Source organism: Faecalibacterium sp. OM04-11BH (genome assembly GCF_003482185.1).
GTDB lineage: Bacteria > Bacillota > Clostridia > Oscillospirales > Ruminococcaceae > Faecalibacterium > Faecalibacterium tardum.
Map to the genome: position 1 here is coordinate 84,456 of NZ_QULS01000008.1, position 20,431 is coordinate 104,886.

General features: G+C 58.2%; 23 protein-coding genes. 21 read left to right on the plus strand and 2 right to left on the minus strand.

All coding sequences use genetic code 11. The features are described 5' to 3' along the window. The first annotated feature begins 12 nt into the window (after positions 1–12). The 4 genes from DXB44_RS08630 to DXB44_RS08645 all read left to right on the plus strand — a co-directional run bounded on the left by DXB44_RS08630 (position 13) and on the right by DXB44_RS08645 (position 4,246). The gene (locus DXB44_RS08630) at positions 13–1,479 is read left to right on the plus strand and encodes a class I adenylate-forming enzyme family protein (protein WP_118658428.1); all 1,467 of its coding nucleotides are present in this window, start codon (positions 13–15) and stop codon (positions 1,477–1,479) included. Positions 1,480–1,506: 27 nt separating this feature from the next. After that, positions 1,507–1,749, plus strand: coding sequence for an acyl carrier protein (locus DXB44_RS08635; protein WP_005922973.1), 243 nt, complete (start codon positions 1,507–1,509; stop codon positions 1,747–1,749). 52 nt (positions 1,750–1,801) lie between these two features. Continuing rightward, positions 1,802–2,965, plus strand: coding sequence for a hypothetical protein (locus tag DXB44_RS08640; protein ID WP_243111099.1), 1,164 nt, complete (start codon positions 1,802–1,804; stop codon positions 2,963–2,965). Positions 2,966–3,106: 141 nt separating this feature from the next. Next, positions 3,107–4,246: an MFS transporter gene (locus DXB44_RS08645; protein ID WP_118658430.1), complete on the plus strand. Its 1,140-nt coding sequence runs from the start codon at positions 3,107–3,109 to the stop codon at positions 4,244–4,246. Between the two features lie 556 nt (positions 4,247–4,802). Here DXB44_RS08645 and DXB44_RS08655 read toward each other — a convergent pair. Next, positions 4,803–5,432 (minus strand): epoxyqueuosine reductase QueH, encoded by a 630-nt coding sequence (locus DXB44_RS08655; protein ID WP_118658432.1) that lies wholly within the window; start codon positions 5,430–5,432, stop codon positions 4,803–4,805. Positions 5,433–5,497: 65 nt separating this feature from the next. Here DXB44_RS08655 and DXB44_RS08660 point away from each other — a divergent pair, with 65 nt between their 5' ends. From DXB44_RS08660 to DXB44_RS08720, 13 genes are all read left to right on the plus strand, one after another. Continuing rightward, positions 5,498–5,722: a DUF896 domain-containing protein gene (locus DXB44_RS08660; protein ID WP_097785386.1), complete on the plus strand. Its 225-nt coding sequence runs from the start codon at positions 5,498–5,500 to the stop codon at positions 5,720–5,722. Between the two features lie 149 nt (positions 5,723–5,871). Next, positions 5,872–6,666 (plus strand): NAD(P)-dependent oxidoreductase, encoded by a 795-nt coding sequence (locus tag DXB44_RS08665; protein WP_118658433.1) that lies wholly within the window; start codon positions 5,872–5,874, stop codon positions 6,664–6,666. Then, positions 6,663–7,256, plus strand: coding sequence for a dipicolinate synthase subunit B (locus tag DXB44_RS08670; protein WP_055186222.1), 594 nt, complete (start codon positions 6,663–6,665; stop codon positions 7,254–7,256). The genes DXB44_RS08665 and DXB44_RS08670 overlap by 4 nt, the downstream gene beginning before the upstream one ends. 81 nt (positions 7,257–7,337) lie before the next feature. Then, the gene (locus tag DXB44_RS08675; protein WP_118658434.1) at positions 7,338–8,669 is read left to right on the plus strand and encodes a serine hydrolase; all 1,332 of its coding nucleotides are present in this window, start codon (positions 7,338–7,340) and stop codon (positions 8,667–8,669) included. 69 nt (positions 8,670–8,738) lie between these two features. Then, the gene (gene rfbC / locus DXB44_RS08680; protein ID WP_005923016.1) at positions 8,739–9,305 is read left to right on the plus strand and encodes a dTDP-4-dehydrorhamnose 3,5-epimerase; all 567 of its coding nucleotides are present in this window, start codon (positions 8,739–8,741) and stop codon (positions 9,303–9,305) included. Positions 9,306–9,311: 6 nt separating this feature from the next. Continuing rightward, a complete protein-coding gene (locus DXB44_RS08685; RefSeq protein ID WP_243111100.1) occupies positions 9,312–10,121 on the plus strand; it encodes an ABC transporter permease in 810 nt (269 codons plus the stop codon). 12 nt (positions 10,122–10,133) lie between these two features. Further along, positions 10,134–10,877, plus strand: coding sequence for an ABC transporter ATP-binding protein (locus DXB44_RS08690; RefSeq protein ID WP_005923018.1), 744 nt, complete (start codon positions 10,134–10,136; stop codon positions 10,875–10,877). 1 nt (position 10,878) lies between these two features. Then, on the plus strand, positions 10,879–12,756 hold the full coding sequence (locus tag DXB44_RS08695) for a glycosyltransferase family 2 protein (RefSeq protein ID WP_118658436.1): 1,878 nt from the start codon (positions 10,879–10,881) through the stop codon (positions 12,754–12,756). A gap of 4 nt (positions 12,757–12,760) precedes the next feature. After that, positions 12,761–13,297, plus strand: coding sequence for a DUF5662 family protein (locus tag DXB44_RS08700; protein ID WP_055186226.1), 537 nt, complete (start codon positions 12,761–12,763; stop codon positions 13,295–13,297). A 188-nt stretch (positions 13,298–13,485) separates the two neighbouring features. Continuing rightward, positions 13,486–13,998 carry a hypothetical protein gene (locus DXB44_RS08705; RefSeq protein ID WP_118658437.1) on the plus strand — a complete coding sequence of 171 codons (513 nt, stop codon included), beginning with the start codon at positions 13,486–13,488 and terminating at the stop codon, positions 13,996–13,998. A 116-nt stretch (positions 13,999–14,114) separates the two neighbouring features. Continuing rightward, positions 14,115–14,651 (plus strand): hypothetical protein, encoded by a 537-nt coding sequence (locus DXB44_RS08710; protein WP_118658438.1) that lies wholly within the window; start codon positions 14,115–14,117, stop codon positions 14,649–14,651. A gap of 300 nt (positions 14,652–14,951) precedes the next feature. Continuing rightward, the gene (locus DXB44_RS08715) at positions 14,952–15,545 is read left to right on the plus strand and encodes a hypothetical protein (RefSeq protein WP_118658439.1); all 594 of its coding nucleotides are present in this window, start codon (positions 14,952–14,954) and stop codon (positions 15,543–15,545) included. 145 nt (positions 15,546–15,690) lie between these two features. Further along, positions 15,691–16,233 carry a hypothetical protein gene (locus DXB44_RS08720; protein ID WP_118658440.1) on the plus strand — a complete coding sequence of 181 codons (543 nt, stop codon included), beginning with the start codon at positions 15,691–15,693 and terminating at the stop codon, positions 16,231–16,233. 85 nt (positions 16,234–16,318) lie between these two features. Here the strand turns inward: DXB44_RS08720 and DXB44_RS14990 are convergent, their stop codons facing one another. Beyond that, a complete protein-coding gene (locus tag DXB44_RS14990; protein ID WP_256466526.1) occupies positions 16,319–16,444 on the minus strand; it encodes a hypothetical protein in 126 nt (41 codons plus the stop codon). Positions 16,445–16,921: 477 nt separating this feature from the next. On the opposite strand from DXB44_RS14990, the gene rsxC reads away from it, so the two are divergent. Genes rsxC through DXB44_RS08740 form a run of 4 tightly spaced genes read left to right on the plus strand, consistent with a single transcriptional unit; the run spans position 16,922 to position 20,431 of the window. Continuing rightward, entirely contained in the window at positions 16,922–18,238 is a 1,317-nt protein-coding gene (gene rsxC / locus DXB44_RS08725) for an electron transport complex subunit RsxC (RefSeq protein ID WP_243111104.1), read from the plus strand. Continuing rightward, a complete protein-coding gene (locus DXB44_RS08730; protein ID WP_097779195.1) occupies positions 18,238–19,197 on the plus strand; it encodes an RnfABCDGE type electron transport complex subunit D in 960 nt (319 codons plus the stop codon). The genes rsxC and DXB44_RS08730 overlap by 1 nt, the downstream gene beginning before the upstream one ends. Continuing rightward, complete coding sequence (locus DXB44_RS08735; protein WP_005923037.1) at positions 19,194–19,748, plus strand: FMN-binding protein; 555 nt, start codon at positions 19,194–19,196, stop codon at positions 19,746–19,748. Before DXB44_RS08730 ends, DXB44_RS08735 begins: the two co-directional genes overlap by 4 nt. Before the next feature lie 17 nt (positions 19,749–19,765). Continuing rightward, a complete protein-coding gene (locus tag DXB44_RS08740) occupies positions 19,766–20,431 on the plus strand; it encodes an electron transport complex subunit E (RefSeq protein WP_055186231.1) in 666 nt (221 codons plus the stop codon).

Consider the following 20,431-nt stretch of genomic DNA (forward strand, 5'->3'; position numbering starts at 1 on the left):
ATGGAGCCTACAATGGAAAAATTCGTGAACACCATGTACGATGCCATTACACAGGGCATGGAAAAGGAATTTCCCGAGCGCGTAGCCTTCCGTTACTACACCGAGGAGACCGACACGGTGACCACCGTCCTTTTTAAGGAGCTGGCACAGGATGTCCGCCGGACGGTCACCTGCCTGCAGAGCACCATCCCGGATGTGAAAGGCAAAAAAATCTGTCTGCTGAGCAAGAACAGCTACGAATATGTGGTAAACACCTTTGGCGCGATCATGGCAGGCTGCGTGCTGGTGCCGATGAACCAGCGCAAGAGCTGGGAAGAGATGTCCCACGAGCTGGAGCTGGTAGAGCCCGCCGCCATCCTGACCGACGGCGAGGACTACGGCAATAAGGCACAGCTGGAAGCCGCCTATGGCGGCCTGCTGCGTCCCATGGACGGCTTCCGCAGCTATGAGCCGGCAGCCGAGCTGCACCCCATCGGTCACGATGACCTGATGGTGCTGATGTTTACCTCCGGCACCACCGGCCTGAGCAAGGGCGTTATGATGAGCGAGCGCAACCTGTTCAGCGCAGGTCATGTGCTGTGGGCCATCTCCGCACAGTTGGCAGACAAGATCGATCTGACAAAGCCCCTGCCCGGTCACTACATGGTGCTGCCTATGTTCCATCTGGGCGCTTTCATCGACCTGTTCTCCACCACCGTCATGGGCTGGCCGCTGAACTTGGGCAGCGATATCCGCAACTTCTACCGCGATATCCAGAAGATGCCCAGCCAGATCATGTCTGTGGTGCCGATGATCATGAACGCCCTGCACAAGGACGTGATGCGCGGCCACCGCGACCGTCTGGGCAATCTGTGGGTGCCTATCGGCTCTTCTGCCATGTTTGACCCGCAGGTACTGCTGGATATGGCGCACAACGGGATGTTCGTCATCCAGTGCTACGGCGCTACCGAGACCTGCGCCGCCGGTATCATCAACTTTGCACAGGACGAAAAGCACATTGGCGCCGTGGGTCAGGGCAGCGCGTACATGGACTACAAGATCGAGCCGGACGGCGAGCTGTGCATGCGCGGCGACTGCGTGATGATGGGCTACTATAAGGACCCGGAGGGCACCGCAGAGGTCATCGACAAGGACGGCTGGGTACATACCGGCGACCTTGCCCGGGTGGACGAGGACGGTTACTATTACATCATCGGACGCAAGAAGAACCTGATCATTCTGGACAGCGGCGAGAACATCAGCCCCGAGGAGCTGGAGGGCATGGTAGAAAAATGTCCCGCCGTACAGGAATGTATCGTAAAAGAACTGGGCAAAAAGATAGGTGTTGTGGTATACTGTGAAAAGGAGCACCAGCAGACCGTGCGTGACTTTGTTGCCCAGATGAACCGCACTGTCCCGCTGTACAAGCGCATCGGTGTGGTGGAGTTCAGCGAAACACCGCTGCCCCGCAACGCTACGGGCAAGCTGGTGCGCAAGTAAAACGCAACAGAAAGGAAGCATAATACGATGGAACGTGCAGAAATCATTTCTCAGATCACGGCTATTCTGGAGGACGTCGCAGAGGTATCGCCGGAGGATGTGACCGAAAGCAGCGTCCTGATGGACGATCTGGATCTGTCCTCTATGGAGATCCTGACCATTGTGGCAGATCTTGAGGAGACCTTTGGTCTGCGCATCCCGGAAAAGGAGCTGCGCAACTTTGTCACCATGGGTGATCTGGTGGATTATCTGGCAGCAAACGTGGGGTAAAAAACCAATGGAAACACAACAGCGCTCGACGGAATATAATTTTCAGGGTGTCATGTATTTTTTTCGTCGGGAAAAAGTCCAGTGCCGGTACCAGTTCTCGCTGCGGGATGCGGTGGATATCACCCTTTTGCAGCGGGCACTGACAACGGCCTTGGCAAGTGCGCCTTATTATACCCAGCGTCTGGTGCAGGAAAAGCGGGAGATGTGGCTGGAGCCCAACACCGAGCCCTGCCTTGTGTACCACGGCAGCACCATGCGCAATATCCCGGAACAGACGAACGGCTATCTGTTCTGCGTCAGCTGCGAAGGGGATACCATCTACTTTGACTGGCACCACTTCCTACTGGACGGCCACGGGGTATCGCCCCTGTTCACCAGCATTCTGGAGCAGTACTGCAACCTGCGTTACGGCACAGCCTTTGCGGTGCAGCAGATCGTGTGCGACCCGCCCTACGATATGCAGGCCATGCTGGCAGAGTATCCACCCGTGGAGGCCGGGAGCGATGCCATCCAGCGGGACGTAGTGCAGACCTACGAGGGTGCGCTGCGCCGTACCCGGGTGTGCCTGAGCAAGCAGAGCCTTGTGGAAAAAGCACTGGAAAACAACGCAAAGCCGGTAAGCGCCCTGATGAGTCTGCTGTGCATGGCCATGCGGGAGTATCTGGGCAAGGAGAAGATCCAGTATTCCTACTCCTCCGATACCCGCGATGTGGCCGGTGTGCCGCATGCGCTGTACAACTGCGTATGCAGCTTTGAGCATACGGTGCAGCTGCACGCAAAGACCCGTCTTGCGGATCTTGTATCTGACATCGATGCAGATATCAAGCGGGATCTGCAGCCGCAGTCCAAGCGCCGCCGCATGACCGAGCAGATGGGCTGGGTGTACAAGGTGGACCAGCAAAAAGCCCCCCTGCGCATCAAGCAGCGGGTGTTCCAGATGGGCGAGTACATCGGCGGCATCATTTCGGATTTCTGGCTCAGCTATCTGGGCAACCCGCTGATGCCCGCCACCCCGGAGCTGGCACAGTACACCACGGATTTTGGCGTCTGGGTACCGCCGGACGGTGCATCCGTGGGCGTGGAAGCCGCCAGCCTGAACGGAAAGATCATCCTGTGTATCCACAACAAGGCACCCAACCCGGGTCTGGCCGATATCCTCCGCAAGACCTTTGAAAACGAAGGTGTTGCGGTGCTGGAAGCGGAAGATCTGGACTGAGAAATACATATTATAAAAGCAAAAGGCTGCCGCACGTTTTGTGCGGCAGTTTTTTGCTGCTTTTTGTAAGAAAATCCGGTTGCAAAGCCGCAAAAAAATGGTTAAATAGAGAAAGGATATTTCCGCAAAGAGAGGTACACCATGGAACAACAGAACACGCGCCTGCGCAATGCGGGCTTTGCGACCTTTTTCTTCAGCGGCATCTGCGCCATCAGCGCAGGTGTGGTGGTCAGCCTGCTGCAGGAGCGCTACGGCTTTGCCTACGGCATGACCGGTACACTGCTCTCCCTGATGAGCGTGGGCAACCTGCTGGCGGGGCTGCTGATGGGCATGCTGCCCAGTGCGCTGGGCATGAAACGCAGTGTGCTGCTGTTGACCATCGGCTATGCGGTGGGCTACGCCGTCATGGGGCTGACCGGCGCAGTGGCGCTGCTGGCAGCGGCCTTTTTTGTGGTAGGCATCGCTAAGGGCAGCGTGATCAATACCTGTACCATTCTGGTCAGCGATCATTCCGCCGACCGCACCCGGGGCATGAACCTGATGCACAGCTGCTACGCCTGCGGCGCACTACTGTGCCCCTTCCTCATTGCGGCAGCAGCCCGGGTAAGCACCGAGCTGGCGGTCTTTCTGCTGGCAGCCGTGGGCTTTGTGCTCTGGCTGGTGTACGTCTTTACCCCGCTGCGCGGCGGCAGGAGCAAGGGCGGCGCAGAGAAGGAAGCCATCGACTGGAGCTTTCTACGCTCTGCCCGCTTCTGGCTGCTGACCGGATTGCTCTTTTTCCAGAACGCCGCCGAGCAGAGCGTCAACGGCTGGATGGTGACCTACTTCAAAGGCAGCGGCATCATTGCGGGCACGCTGGCGGCCTACACCGTCACCGTGATGTGGGGCGCTACGCTGGTGGGACGTCTGCTCATTGCCTTTGTGTTCCCCCTTAAAACCCCCCGCAAGGCTATGGTAGGCATGAGCGTGCTGTGCACCGTGTTCTATGTGCTGCTGGTCATGGCGCACACGCAGGGCGCAGCCATTGCGTTGCTGTTCGCCTTTGCCATCTCCATGTCCGGGCTGAACCCCACCGCCGTGGCCAGCGCGGGACGCATGACCAGCGTGACCAGCATGGGCATCATGCTGCCGGTGGCCTCCAGCGGTGCCATCCTGATGCCGTGGGTCATCGGCATGGTGGCTGAGCGCGCGGGGCTTGCCGCCGGTATGGCCTCCAACATCGTGCCCTGCGTGGGGCTGGTGCTCTTTACCCTGCTGGTGGCAAAGCTGCCGGAGGAATGATGTGCCGCTGGCGCGGCAATGCCGGGAGCGGGGACGATTTAGAAGATGCTCCGCAGGGAAAGTTCCAGCTTGCTTTTAGCGCGCAGGGACGCTCCGCTGGGCCAGAGGCAGGGAGGGGTGTTCCGACTCCCCCCTCCCTACCTCTGGACTCCACCCACCCCGCCACGGGCCAAGGGCTGCACGCCCTTGACAAACCTAAAGAAGAAGTCGAAGCACAAAAAAGCTAGCGCTGCGCCAGTCGGCGCTATCGCTTTAACGCTTTTTTCGCTTCTCCATTTATAGCCCCTCAGTCGCTGCGCGACAGCTCCCCCGAGGGGGAGCTGTCGCGTCCGTACACTTTGCAATTAAACCGGGAACTTTCCCGCCATGCCAAAGGCTCCCTCCCAGAGGGAGCTGTCAAAACCGTCAGGTTTTGACTGAGGGAGTTCGTTCCAATCCCCACTCGTGAAAAAGTCCCCCGGGAAAATCCGCAGATTTTCCCGGGGGACAAATTATAAATAATGATTCCGCTGATAATATCCAAAGCGCAGCGGAGGATATTTCAAATCGTTTTGCGTTATCCCTCGATGCCTCTTGCTTTGGCGCTGAACTCGCAGCCGCAGTAGTCCTGCCGGTACAGGCCGTACTGCTCCGAAAGCTGCAGGCTGCGCAGGTAGCCGTTGTGCTTTTTGAAGTCCGAGGGCAGGTGCTTGACCCCGAATTCGGCTTCCAGTTCCTGCCCGATGGCGTTGATGCGGGCGGCGTCCTTGTGGGGGCTGATGGACAGGGTGGTGGTGAACCAGTCAAAGCCGTTGTCCCGGGCGTACTGCGCGGCGCGGCGCATCCGCAGCCGGTAGCAGACGGTGCAGCGGCTGCCGCGCTCCGGCTCGTTTTCCAGCCCGGCTACGGCGGTGTAGAACTGCTGCGGGTCGTAACTGTCCTCCACCACGGTCACCCCCAGCGGGTGGGCTGCCGCCACGAACTTTTGCAGCTCCTCGCCCCGGCGGTAATACTCTGCCGCTGGCCATGTGTTGGGGTTATAGTACAGCACCGTGATCTCAAAATACCGGCACAGCTGTTCCAGCACAGCACTGGAACAGGGACCGCAGCAGGCGTGGAGCAAAAGGCGCGGGCGGGTATCGCCAAGCCCCGCCAGCACGGCGTCCATCTGCTGGGCATAGTTGCGTTGTGTTGCCATTGGTATCATCCTTTGCTATAATGGTCTTGTCTACATTATAGCATATTTTACGATGAAATACAGGAGGTTCCCCCATGACGGAAGAAAAAATCGCCCGCATCAATGCGCTGGCCAAAAAGAGCAAGACCACCGGCCTGACCGAGGCCGAAAAAGCCGAGCAGCAGGCGCTGCGGCAGGAGTATCTGGCCGACATCAAGGCCAGCCTGCGCAGCCAGCTGGAGCGCACGTCCATTCAGGAGCCGGACGGCACCATCCACAAGGTGACCCGCCGCACCGACCTGACCGGGGAGCGCAGCTGAGAGCGGAAGAATCGTTTGATTTCGGGGTACAGAAACGCCTACGGGCGTTTCTGTACCCCGTTTTTGCAGGCGGTGCCGCAAGGCTTCCCCGCACGCATTTCTGCCCGCCCGCATAGGATGGCGCACAGCGGAAAAGGGGAGATGACAGCATGAAGCAGACAAAGCGGTTTGCGGTGGTGGGCAGTGATGCCCGGCAGGCGGCGGCAGGGCGTGCACTGGCGCGGGCAGGATATACGGTGGGCGGCGTGCAGCAGCTGCCACAGGCAGACTACATCCTGCTGCCGCTCCCGCTGGAACAGTCCGGTTTGCCGCTGGCGCAGCTGCTGGGCGCGGCAAAGCCCGGTGCGCTGGCGCTGGGCGGCAAGGTAACGGACAGTGCAAGGACCATCGCCCGGGCGGCAGGGGTGGAACTGGTGGACTACTTTGCCCGCCCGGAGTTGACTGTGTATAATGCCATCCCCACCGCCGAGGGCTGCATCGGCATTTTGCTGGAACGGCGCAGCCGTACCCTGTGGGGCGCGGCGGTGCTGGTGCTGGGCTTTGGCCCGGTGGGGCGGGCGCTGGCGGTGCGTCTGGCAGCACTGGGCGCGCGGGTGACCGTGGCGGCACGCCGCCCGGTGCAGCGGGCGATGGCCGAGGAGCAGGGGCTGCGGGCGGTGCCGCTGACAGAGCTTGCCGCCGCAGCTGCCGCCTTTGATACGGTGGTGAACACCATCCCTGCGCCGGTGCTGACGGCGCAGGGGCTGGCAGCGCTGCCGAAGGGGTGTTTGATCGTGGATCTGGCCTCAAAGCCCGGCGGCACAGACTTTGCTGCCGCCCGGCGGCTGGGGCACACGGCGCTGCACGCGCTGAGCCTGCCGACAGTCTGGGCCCCGGAAACGGCAGGGGAGGCGCTGGCACGCACGGTGCAGACTATTTTGCAGGAGCGGGAGGAAAGGGTATGACCACAGAGAAAAAGGGCTGTCTTGCCTTTGCGGTGTGCGGCAGCTTTTGTACGCTGGAGGATGCCTTGGGCGCGGCGCAGGCGCTGACGGCACAGGGCTGGACGCTGCTGCCCGTTATGAGCTTTGCCGCGCAGCTGGATACCCGGTTTGGCACGGGGGAAAGCTGGCGGCAGCGGTTGCAGGCCGTTACCGGGCAACCGGTGCTGGACACCTTGCAGGCGGTGGAGCCGCTGGGACCCCGGCGGCTGGCACAGGCACTGGTGGTCGCCCCCTGCACCGGCGCAACGCTGGCGCGGCTGGCGGCGGGGCTTTCGGATACGCCGGTGACCCTTGCTGCCAAAAGCCTGCTGCGGGTGGGCAGCCCGGTGGTGCTGGCAGTTTCCACCAACGACGGCCTTGGCGCTTCCGGGGAAAACATAGCACGGCTATGCCAGCGCAAGCACTATTACTTTGTGCCCTACGGGCAGGACGACCCCTTTGCCAAGCCCCAGAGCCTGAAGGCCGACCTTGCCCTGCTGCCCGCCGCCGTGGACGCCGCTTTGCGGGGCGAGCAGCTGCAGCCGGTGCTGCTGGGGCAAAGGAATGCGTAAATCTCTTTTCAGCGGGGAAAAAATGTGGTATACTCCAAATGATGTCTTACTGGCATAAAACTGACAAGCGGAGTATACCAGATGAAAAAATTTACCGCAGCACTGTGCACTGTGCTGCTTTTGATAGGTGCTGTACTGGTGCCCGGCGCGGCAGCAGCCGGCCCGGCGCTGGCCAATACCCGGGCATACTGCATCGTGGATGCGGATACCGGCCTTGTGCTGGCGCAGCAGAATATGGACGAGGAGCTGCACCCGGCCTCCATTACCAAGGTGATGACCCTTGGCCTTGCCTGCGAAAAGGCGCAGGGAGACTGGGACGATGTAAAGCTGACCGTGACCCACGAGGATGTCTACTCGCTGGCGGGCACGGATTCCAGTCACATCGCTCTGCTGGAAGGGGAAGAAGTCCCCTTGGTGGATGCGCTGTACGCCACTCAGATGGCAAGCGCCAACGATGGCGCCAACCTGCTGGCAGAGTATTTCGGCGGCGGCACCATCGCGGACGGCGTGGCGGCCATGAATGCACAGGTGGAGGAGCTTGGCCTTGCCCACACCCACTTTTCCAACCCCCACGGCATCAGCGATGAGGACCACTACACCAGCTGCTATGATATGGCGCAGATCCTGCGCTGGGCGCTGCAGCAGCCCGGGTTTGAGGAGGTGTTCACCCGCAACCAGATGTACACCATGCAGTCCACCAACATTCAGCCGGTGACCCGCTACTTCTCCCAGCAGGATAAGATCCGCATCGGTTCCAGCCGCTACCACATCGACAGCGTGCTGGGCTCCAAGCTGGGCTACACCAACACCGCCCGGTACAGCTATGCCTGTCTGGCGGAGCAGGACGGGGTGCGCCTGATCTGCGTGACCATGCAAAGCCAGCTGAGCACCGATAAATATAACGATATGCGCACCCTGCTGGACTACGCCTTTGCTACCTATAAAAACTACACCCAGCTGCCCGGCGGCACGGTCACTGAACAGCTGGCAGTGGCGGGCGGCGGGCAGAGCCTTGGCACCGTTACTGTGGCCGACCCCGGGGTGAAGCTGCTGCTGGCCGAGGGCTTATCCGCGCAGGACGTGACCGTGGACTTAGAGCTGCCGGAGCAGTATCTGCTGGGCGCAGAGCCTGCCGTGTATGCGGTGTACACCCTGAACGGCGGCACAAAGCAGGAGAGCACCAGCGTGCGGGTAAAAGCCGAGATCACGGGTCTTGCCGAGCTGCTGGAGCAGAGCACCGGCACAACGCTGGAAGCCGCCAGAGACGTGGAGCCGGGCAGCAGCGCATGGCTGCTGGCGGGCATCTCAGTGGGCTGCACCGTGGGCGCGGCGGTGGTCACGGTGCTGGTGCTGCGGCTGCATGCACGCCTGAAAAAACGCCGCAAAACGGCAAAGCGACGCAACAAAGCGTAAAAGCCTGTTTTAAACCAGACTTTTCCAGATAAAGAAAAAACTTTCAGAAAAAAAGAGAGGTACAATATCATGGGTAAGTTTATTTTTACGCAGACCGAGATCCCCGGCGTGGTGGTCATTGAGCCGCAGGTGTTCGGCGACGACCGCGGTTATTTTATGGAGACCTACCAGAAGGATCAGTTTGCAGAGGCTGGCATCGACAAGGAATTTGTGCAGGACAACCAGAGCCGCTCCACCCGGGGCGTGCTGCGCGGGCTGCACTTCCAGAAGAACCACACACAGGGCAAGCTGGTGCGCGTGACCAAGGGCGAGGTGTATGACGTAGCCGTGGACTGCCGCCCGCACAGCGCTACCTTTGGCAAGTGGGTGGGCGTGACCCTTTCCGAGGACAACAAGAAGATGTTCTATATCCCGGAGGGCTTTGCCCACGGTTTTCTGGTGCTGAGCGATGTGGCAGAGTTCTGCTATAAGTGCACCGATGTGTACGACCCCACCAGTGAGGGCGGCATCCCCTACGATGACCCCACCGTCAACGTGCAGTGGCCGGACTGCGGCTGCGAGCACAAGACCAGCGCAAAGGACAAGCTGCACGAGCCCTTTGCCGCCCAGAAGTTCGAGTATTTTGAAAAGTGGTGATCGCCCGTGGCAAAACTCAAAGCAATGTGGAACGGCTTCTGGCGCTACCGCTATCTGCTGTGGAACCTTGTAAGCCGTGATTTCAAGCTGAAGTACCGCCGCAGCGTGCTGGGCGTGGTGTGGAGCGTGCTGAACCCGCTGCTCATGTGCCTTGTGTACTGGGCGGTGTTCAGCAGTCTGATGGATATGCGGGGCAGCGGCATCGACAACTTTGCCGTCTTTCTGATGTGCGGTCAGCTGCTGTTCAACTTCTTCAACGAGGCTACCTCCACCAGCATGAGCAGCGTGCTCAGCGCCGCCCCGCTGCTGAAAAAGGTGTATATCCCCAAGTATATCTTCCCGCTGGAAAAGTGCTGCTTTGCCATGGTGAACTGTGTGTTCAGCTTTGTGGCGCTGCTGCTGGTCATGATCTTTACCGGCGCGCATTTCCACCTGACCATTTTCGAGGCGTTGTACCCGCTGGTGACCTTGTTCTTCTTCAGTCTGGGCGTCAGTATGTTCTTAGCGGCGGCTACGGTGTTCTTCCGGGATATCATGCATATCTGGAGCGTGTTCGTCACCGCGCTGCTGTATTTCTCCGCCATCTTCTACGACCCCACCCAGATGACCTTTTCCATCGGCGGCTTCAATATGCAGCAGATCATCAAGCTGAACCCTATGTACTGGTATATCACGGGCTTCCGCCGCACGGTGATGTGGGGCATCCCGCTGGATTGGAATATGTTCCTTGTCTGCGGCATCTGCGCGGTAGTGTCCATGGTAGTGGGGCTGCAGGTGTTCCGCAAAACGCAGGACCGCTTTGTGCTGCACATTTAAGGAGGGTGAACAATGGAACCGATCATCAAAGTGGACAATGTTTCCATGTGCTTCAACCTTTCCAAGGAAAAGCATGAGAGCCTGAAGGAGTACTTTCTGGCCATGGTGCAGGGGCGGCTGCAATACGACGAGTTCTACGCTTTAAAGGACGTCAGTCTGGATATTATGCCCGGCGATTTTTACGGCCTTGTGGGCTTGAACGGCTCGGGCAAATCCACCCTGCTCAAGACCATTGCCGGGGTGTACAAGCCCAGTAAGGGCAAGGTGACCGTAAACGGCACCATCGCCCCGCTCATTGAGCTGGGCGCGGGCTTTGATATGGATCTGACCGCCCGCGAGAACATCTACCTCAACGGCACGGTGCTGGGCTTCTCGCCCAAGTATCTGGACGAAAAATTTGACGAGATCGTAGAATTCAGCGAACTGGAAAACTTTCTGGATGTGCCGCTGAAAAACTACTCCTCCGGCATGGTGGCGCGCATCGGCTTTGCCATTGCCACTATTACCAAGCCCGATATCCTCATTGCGGACGAGGTGCTGTCGGTGGGCGATTTCCTGTTCCAGCAGAAGTGCGAAAAGCGGATGCAGGAGCTGATGGCGGGCGGCACCACGGTCATTCTGGTGTCCCACTCCATCGAGCAGATCGAGCGGATGTGCACCAAGGTGGCATGGCTGAGCCACGGCCACCTGAAAATGAACGGGGACACCCAGACAGTCTGCGCCGCCTACAAGGCGACCCAGCGCGGCGAGGTCTGATATGAATGTACGGTTGAAACGCGCCAAGGAGCTGGCCGGCTATGCCGTGCAGCTGACAAAGGACGAGGGTCTGCCCACCATGGTCAGGCGCGGCGCGGGCTTTGTAAAGCGCCGCTGCTTTGGCAAGCGTGCGCGCTACCTGCCCGCCAAAAAGGTGCTGGAGGCGCAGCGCGCAGAGATGGCAGGCAAAACGGCGGCAGACTGCGGCCTGCCCACCATCTCGGTGCTGACCCCGCTGTATAACACCCCGGAAAAATACCTGCGGGAATTTCTGGATTCCTTTGTGGGACAGACCGCGCCCAACGGGCAGCTCTGCCTTGCCGATGCTTCGGACGCCGCCCACGGGGACGTGGAGCGGATCGTAAAGGAATATCAGCAAAAGAATCAACAGATCGTATACAAAAAGATCGAAAATCAGGGCATTGCCGCCAACACCAACGCCGCCGCGCAGCTGGCAACGGGGGAGTATCTGGCGCTGGCTGACCACGACGACATTCTGGCACCCCATGCCCTGTACACCATGGGCAAGGCCATCTTACAGCTGCGGCAGCGCGGCGAACCGGACGGTTTTCTGTACAGCGATGAAGCACTGTTCACCAAGAGCATCCGCCGCCCCATGGTGGCGCACTTCAAGCCGGACTACGCCCCGGACTACCTGCTGTGCTGCAACTACATCTGCCATCTGGCGGTGTTCCAAAAAGCGCTGTGGGAGCAGCTGGGCGGCGAACGCCCGGAATGCGACGGCAGTCAGGATCATGATCTGTTCCTGCGGCTGTTGGAAAAGACCGGCGGTGCTGCCCATGTGCCGCAGGTGCTCTACTACTGGCGGGTGCACGCGGGGTCTACCTCCGGCGGCGCAGACGCCAAGCCATACGTTGCGGCAGCAGCCAAAAAGGCGCTGGCAGACCACCTGACCCGCACCGGGCGCACCGGCACGGTGGAGGACGGCCTGTTCCCCAGCACCTACCGGGTGAAATGGGACATCGTGGGCGAACCCAAGGTAAGCATCCTCATCCCCAACAAGGACCACACCGAGGATCTGGAAAAGTGCCTGCACAGCATCTGGACAAAGACCGAATGGGAGCACTTTGAGGTCATCGTGGTGGAGAACAACTCCACCGACCCGGCCACCTTTGCCTACTATAAAAAGGCGCAGCAGCGCTACGACGGTCTGCGGGTGGTCACCTACCCGAAAAAGGGCTTCAACTTTTCCGGCATCAACAACTTTGGCCGCAAGTACGCCACGGGCGAGTATCTGCTGCTGCTGAATAACGACGTGGAGGTGCGCAGCAGCGACTGGCTCACCGAACTTCTGCGCCAATGCGCCCACCCCGGCGGGGCGGCAGTGTGCGGTGCAATGCTCTTTTACCCGGACGAGACCATCCAGCACGCAGGCGTCATCACCGGGCTGGGGGGCTACGCGGGGCACAGCCACAAGTACAAAAAGGCCGGCGGCAGCGGCTATATGTTCCGCACCGCCACGGTGCAGGACTTTTCTGCTGTGACCGGTGCTTGCCTGCTGGTAAAGACCAGCGTGTGGGACGAGGTAAAGGGGCTAGACGAAGCCTTTGCGGTGGCCTTCAATGATGTGGACTTCTGCCTGCGGGTGCGGGATGCGGGCTATCGCATTGCGTGGACGCCCTACGCCCAGCTGACCCATTACGAGAGCAAGAGCCGCGGCGGGGACGAGAAAGACCCGGTAAAGGCACGGCGCTTTGCCGCCGAGCAGCAGCGTCTGTACGAGGTGCACGGCAAGGCGAACATCCTGCACGACCCCTACTACAACCCCAACCTGACCATGGACCGGGAGGATTTTTCCGAAAGCGATGATCTGCGCGGGCTGAAAGAGGGACGCATCACGGTGCAGTGGAGGGAATAACAGCATGAACATCAAAGGTCATTTCGAGACCATCACCCGGCACAAGCTGCTGGTGATGAAATACTGCTTTGAATGCGGGTTGTATGAGCAGGGCCTTGCCCACGACCTGAGCAAGTACAGCCCCACCGAGTTCATCCCCGGGTGCATCTACTATCAGGGCGACCACAGCCCCAACGAGGCCGAGCGCGCGGCCAAGGGCTACACCTCGGCGTGGCTGCACCACAAGGGGCGCAACAAGCATCATCTGGAATACTGGATCGATTACAGCACCACCAAGACCGGCCTGACCGGCATGAAGATTCCCCTGCGCTACGTCTGCGAGATGGTGTGCGACCGGGTGGCGGCAAGCCAGATCTATCTGGGCGACAAGTACACCGATGCCTCCGCGTGGGAGTACTACCAGCGCAGCAAGGATCACTACCTGATGCACCCGGAGACCCGGGCGCTGCTGGAAAAGCTGCTGTGCATGGTGCGGGACCTTGGACGGGAGCGCACCTTTGCCTACATGAAATTCCTGCTTGGCTGCGAAAACGATTACTAAGCCCAAAAGGCTGCTGCACAGACTGTGCGGCAGCCTTTTTTGCGCGAATTGCTGAAATTTGCTGGAAAAACTTTAGGGCTTCTGTGCATTGACAGTATTGTAAATGTGACGGTAAAATGAAAGAAAGCAGGCTTGGAAAATGTCCGGGCTGCATAGGATAATGTCTGACGAAGAAGGAGGCATGAAGCATGAAATTGTTCAAGAAACTGGCAGCTGCCGTACTGGTGGCGGCTCTGGCACTGATGATGGTGGGCTGCGGCTCCAAGACAGGCCTTGCCCGGCAGATCAAGGATGCTGTCTCGGATGCTGCTGTTATTATGCAGGGCAAGCAGGCCACGGACAGCAAGGAACTGGATGCCTTGGCAGCAAAGCTGCTGACAGAGATCGATAAAGCCCTCGCGGAGTCGGAAGAAGGCGAGTGGCCGGATCCGAATGAACTGCTGAATGATGAGGAGTTCCTGAAAAAGGTCGGCATTGACCCGGCAACGGAGGCTTATGCGCTCTCCTTGACGCGCAACCCGAGTTACCTCAGCAATACCATGAATCAGGCTAAGCCTTTTGAGATTGCAGGGGATCTTGTGTATCGTCTGATGCAGGGTGATTTGAAGATCGGCAAACCCAAGCTCGGAAGCAAATTTGAGTTTGGTCTTGCCATTGGCACGCTTGACGGCAAGAACTGCGTGCTTATGATCGCGAAATAAGAGCGTCCGGGCTGTGACAGCCCTTACGGATGCCCAAGACCGGAACGGTATATTTACAAGATGCGGCCTGCAGCTGCCCCGGAAGACTTATTGCAGGCTGCGGCAAGGAGGAAACGATGAAACTATTCAAAAAATTGGCAGCCGTCGTGCTGGTTGCTGCACTGGCATTAACGATGGTAGGCTGCGGCGGCAATAGCTACGCCATGCAGAACGAGCTGCTGAAAATATCGATCGATTATATGACAGACAGAGGCAAGACTGTGACCCACACCAAAAAGGCAGATGATCTGGCAGTAGCGCTGCTGGCAGCCGCCGATACAGCCGCCGCGCAGAAGGAAAACGAGGGCACAAAGGCCAAGGAGCTGCTGAAGGATCCTGCTGTTATAAAGGCAGCCGGGATTGACCCCGAAAAAACGCCCTGCGAGGTCAACCTGATCGACAACATTCAGTTCAAGAGCAGCGGCATAATAGGCGAGCATCTGAAGATGGAATGGATGACGAGCGTCACGAGTCCCAGCCAGTTTGTTCCCATCGGCACGTCCCGCCCCGGTAACAATAAGGTCGAGATCGGCGCAGCTACGCACAAGATCGGCGATAAGAGCTATATCCTGATCCTGATCACCTACACTAAGACTACTCCGAGCAAAATTTGATGCACCCCGGGCTGCCGCACACAGGCTGTGCGGCAGCCTTTTTTGCGTGCAGAACCCTGTGAAAAAGCAATTCCGGAAAATCGGCAGATTTTCCAGAATTGCGAATAAAAAATAAATTTTCCACTGAATATGGCTGGAGCGCACGCGGAAGCTATTTTAAAATGTTCCTGCTTTTGCACGCTTTGCCGAAACTTTCCGGCAAAGTTTGGCGCATCTGCCCATTGACAGCACACCGCAGCAGGGGATAAGATGAAACTGGGGAGCAACGCGCTCCCATAAGAAGAAAGCGAGGGACCACAGATGAAGCTTTGGAAACGATGGACGGCAGCGGTCCTTGCAGCTGCAATGGCGCTGCTGCTTCTGGCAGCCTGCGGGCCCTCCGGCCCCTCCGCACCGGATACGCCGGACAAGCCGGGCAGCAGTGAACCCGGCAAAAATCCCGAGGATGAAAAGACCGAGGAACAAAAGAAGGCCGCAGTGGTGGAAGCACTGAACACAGTGCGCAAGAACTACGGCAATAACACCCCGCTGGAGCTGAACAAGCAGGCCTGTACGTTCGCCAAGGAGATGGCACAGGTGCAGCTGGATGGCGTCAATGGCAAATATGGCGAGGATCCGAGTACCAACACGGATTATATTGATGCCTGTGCAAAGGTCCGCAAGAAGAAGGTGGGCGAAAAAGCATCGATCGGTTTTGGCGCACTGCAGGGCGTTTACCCGGATGCGAAATGGTTCAAAACGTGGGCAGACAAGACAGAGGGCGTGAGCGCAGAACGCAACAATGCACTGGTCAAGAGTAAGGAAGCCACCCTTGTGGGCGTGGGCGTTGTGCAGAACACCGACGAAAAAACAAAGGATAAATACCCCATTATGGTGGTCGTGATGACCTACTGAGTGCGCGCAAACGCCGCTGACGAAAAGTCGGCGGCGTTTTTGTGTGGTTCGTGCATTGACAGCCGCCGCCTGCGGGGTTACACTGCTTTTATGGCAGACCGCGTGGTCTGCCGGGGTATTTATTATTTACAGGAGGGCAAAACCTATGAAATGCATCAAAAAACTGGTTGCGCTTACGCTGGCTGCGGTGCTGACGCTGGCTATGCTCACCGCTTGCGGCGGTACGCCGGCAGAGCCGCTGACCCAGCCGGATATCAATAAAGGAAAAGAAATCGCAGCAGCGCTGAATGAAGCGCGTGTTGCAGCTGGCAAAGAAAAAGTTCCTTTTGACGAAGAATACTCTGTGAAGCTGACGGAGTATGCAAATGCTTACACCAACTGGCAGTTTGCATGGAGAGCATACGACCAGGATCAGACGGCTGAAAACAAAGCAACTCTGGATGCAGCAAAACGGAAATACGATGAAGTATCTAAGGAACTGCCGAGTGGCGTCAGCAAAGGCAAAATGCTGAAAGTGAATGTTGCGGCCTTTGATAATGTAAAAGCAAATGGCAGAAATTACTTTGCAGGAACAGATAAGAACGGAAATTATTATCCGCTGGCAACCCAAGAGGGTAATATGTGCGCTGTGACCGTAATTACGAAGGAAGATCTGACCTTTGCAATCGTTTTTGTTGGTACAAAGTAAGACTATAATAATAAAACGATAACGCAAAAACACCCCGGCCGGGCGGTTTTACCGCTTGGCCGGGGTGCTGTTTTGCAAGAAATAATTACTGCTCGTTTTCGTAGATCTTGATATAGCGCGGAGCGCTTTTATCCTGCCAGAACAGCAGAATGGCGGTCAGGGCGACAGCCAGTGTGGTGAGGACGGCGAGCAGAGCTTTGAGAACTTTCATGGTTTGGTGCCTCCTTGTGAAGTTCGGGAGCGGAGCGGGGGACGTTCCGCCTGTCATGTTAGGTATAGTATAGCATATTCCCGCAGCAAAGGCAAACGGCAGAAGGGGAGATTTAAGGCAAAATGCTGCTGCCCTGCGCCCTCATCAGTCACCTGCGGTGACAGCTGTTCCCCTCTTTGTCACCTGCGGTGACATTTCTCCCCGGCGCGGGGAGAATCTGTCCCTTCCGGGGGAAGCCTTTAGAGGAAAATTGATTTCCGTAGGGGAGAACAAAAAGAAAAATACGGTGGTTAGCTAAAACTAATCAGCGAAAACGAATAAGAAAGTTCAGGAAAATTCATCATTTGGGGCGTGATGTCGTTGACTTCCCGCGCCAAAATGATACAATAAGTGTGTTAAGCAGCTGCTGTCCCTGTACCAGTGCGCCTGCATGGGCGAGGGGATGGCAATTCAAGCAGAATGGGGGATTTGAAATCCATGTTGAACAAGCTGAAACGTGCGGCGCTTGGCGCGCATACGCCGCATGACAAGGCAACTGCTGCAAGCAAACCTATCCCGATGCCTCTGCCCGCGCAGGTACGCATCCTTATGAGCCAGCACATTGGCGCACCCGCCAAGGCACTGGTGAAAAAAGGCGATGAAGTGTTCGTCGGCACCAAAATCGGTGAGGCGGGCGGCTTTGTCTCCGCAAACATCCACTCCAGCGTTTCCGGTACGGTAGCTGCAGTGGAGCCCTTCCGTCTGTCCAATGGCCGTATGTGCGATTCTGTTGTCATCAATACCGATGGCAAGCAGACCGTAGATCCGGCCGTCAAGGCACCGGAAGTCACCGATAAGGCCAGCTTCCTTGCCGCCGTGCGTGAGTGCGGTCTGGTCGGTCTGGGCGGCGCAGGCTTCCCCACCGATGTGAAGCTGCAGCCCAAGCAGTCGGTGGATACTTTACTGATCAACGCCTCCGAGTGCGAGGTGTGGCTGACCAGCGATACGCAGGAGATGCTGGAGTGCAGCGATGATATCATCCGCGGCATCAAGGCTGTGCTGAAGTACACCGGCATTCCCAAGTGCATCATTGGTATTGAGAACAACAAGCCCGAGTGCATCGACCTGCTGTGCAAAAAGACCAAGGACGACAGCGCTATCGAGGTCAAGCCCCTGCCCAGTGTCTACGGCACCGGCGCAGAGCTGATCCTGATCGAGAAGTGTCTCGGCCGCGAGGTGCCCCACGGCGGTCTGCCCGCCGATGCAGGCGCTATCGTGATGAACGTGACCAGCGTTTCCACGCTGGGCAAGTATCTGGCTACCGGTATGCCGGTGGTGCAGCGTACCATCACCGTGGACGGCGATGCCTGCGCAAAGCCCCAGAACGTCGTTGTGCCCGTGGGTACCGCTTATCAGGACATTCTGGACTATGTGGGCGTTAAGGGCGAGCTGGGCAAGGTGGTTGCCGGCGGTGCCATGATGGGCCCCGCTGTGGAGAACCTTTCCTACCCCACCACCAAGACCACTTCCGGTCTGATCCTGCTGAGCAAGGCAGCTGCACAGCCCGCACAGGTCAACCCCTGCATCCGCTGCGGCCGCTGCGTGGAGTACTGCCCCATGGGTCTGGAGCCTGTGGAGGTCAATCAGGCCTACGCCGCCCGCGATGTGCAGGAGCTGGGCAAGCTGCACGCTGACTACTGCTTCAACTGCGGCAGCTGCTCCTTCGTCTGCCCGGCAAAGCGCCCGGTTACCCAGATGATGAGTCTGGCCAAGGCCTTCTATCTTGGCGAAATCAAAAAAGGAGGCAATAAGTAATGGATACGAAGCTTATTGTTTCGGCTTCCCCGCACGTCCGCAGTGACGAGACCACCCAAAGCCTGATGGCTAACGTGATCGTTGCACTGTGCCCCTGCGTGGTTGCCTCTGCGATCATTTTCGGCGTGCGCGCCCTGCTGGTCACCGCCGTTTCCGTGGTGGCCTGTGTGGCCTTTGAGTGGCTGTACTGCAAGCTGCTGAAGCGTGCAAACCCCATCAGCGACCTGTCCGCTGTGGTCACCGGCATCATTCTGGCCATGAACGTGCCCGTGGGTATGCCCATCGGTCAGCTGATCATCGGCGATCTGGTGGCTATCATTGTTGTCAAGCAGCTGTTCGGCGGCATTGGCATGAACTTTGCAAACCCCGCTCTGGTGGGCCGTATCGTGCTGTTTGTCAGCTTTGCCGGCTCCATGAATAAGTGGGTGTTCCCGGATGCAGCGGTGGATCAGCTGTCCAAGGCTACCCCGCTGGCTGTGGCAGATCCCTCCAAGCTGAGCCTGCTGGACCTGTTCATGGGCATCCACGGCGGTGTGCTGGGCGAGACCTGTGCACTGGCTATCGTGCTGGGTCTGATCTATCTGGTGGCTACCAAGACCATCAGCATCGCCATCCCGGCTTCCTACGTTGGCAGCGTGTTCGTGTTCTACCTGATCGCTACCAGAGATCTGCACAGCGCACTGGTTGCCGTGCTGAGCGGCGGCCTGCTGTTCGGCGCTGTGTTCATGGCTACCGACTACGTTACCAGCCCCTTTACCCTGAAGGGTAAGCTGGTATACGGCGTTTGCCTTGGCATTGTTACCTTTGCCATCCGCTACTGGGGCAGCTACACCGAGGGCGTGTCCTTCGCACTGCTGTTCATGAACCTGTGGGTCCCGTACATCAATGATCTGACTCGTCAGACCCCGTATGGCTATGTGAAGCCTGCAAAGAAAGCGAAGGAGGGTGCTGGCAAATGAGTAAGACTGCAAATTCCAGCTGGGAAACCACCGGTAAGCCCATTGTTGTGCTGACCGTCATCTCTCTGATCGTCAGCCTGCTGCTGGCTCTGGTGAACGGCATGACCGCTCCCGTTATCAAGGAGAACACCCGCCGCACCACGCTGGCTGCTTATGTCAGCGTGATGCCCTCTGTTTCGGACGCAGCTACGCTGGAGGAAGTTACCGATTACACCACCGCCAATGTTACCGGCGTGGTAAAGGCTCCCGATGGCGGCATTGCCATCAAGGCTGAAGAAAAGGGCTTTGACGGCGGCATTCTGACCGTCATCATGGGCTTTGACGCCAACGGCGCCGAGACCGGCATCTGGGTGGACGCTTCTACCCAGACCAAGGGCATCGGCTCCAATGTGTCCACCGATGACTTTCTGGCACAGTTCAACGGCATGGACGGCACCAAGAACATTGTGATGAATCAGGATTTCGATGCGTACAGTGGCGCAACCATTTCGTCCACCGCTCTGTTTGCTGCCATCAATGATTGTATCAACTGCTTCAACGAGCTGGCATAAAAGGAGGTTGGTAAGAAATGGCACAAGAAAATAAGTCCAAGGTAAGCATCCTTACCAACGGCATCATCAAAGAAAACCCTGTTCTGCGTCTGGTTCTGGGCACCTGCTCCATTCTGGCCGTTACCACGGCAGTTTCCAGCGCACTGGGCATGGGCGCCGCCTTCACCTTCGTGCTGGTGTGCTCCAATATCATGATCTCCCTGCTGCGGAAAGTCATCCCCGGCAAGGTGCATCTGCCCTGCTACATCGTTATCATTGCAGGCTTTGTGACCATCGTGCAGATGTTCATGCAGGCCTACATGGAAAGCCTGTACAACGCTCTGGGCGTGTTCCTGCCCCTGATCGTTGTCAACTGTATCATTCTGGGCCGTGCCGAGATGTTCGCCTGCAAGAACAATGTGGTGGATTCCGCACTGGACGGCGTGGGCATGGGCCTCGGCTACACCCTCACCGCTACCCTGATGGCCTCCATCCGTGAGATCCTGGGCAGCGGCACCTGGCTGGGCTTCCAGATCATTCCGGAAGGCGTTGCCAAGGTCTCCATCATGACGCAGGCTCCCGGTGCATTCTTCTGCTTTGGCCTGTTGATGGCCGGCTGTGTGTGGCTGGAAGGCAAGCTGGACGCCCGCATCGAGCGCAAGAGCTGCTGTGATCTTGACAATCTGAAGAAGGAGGCGGAATAA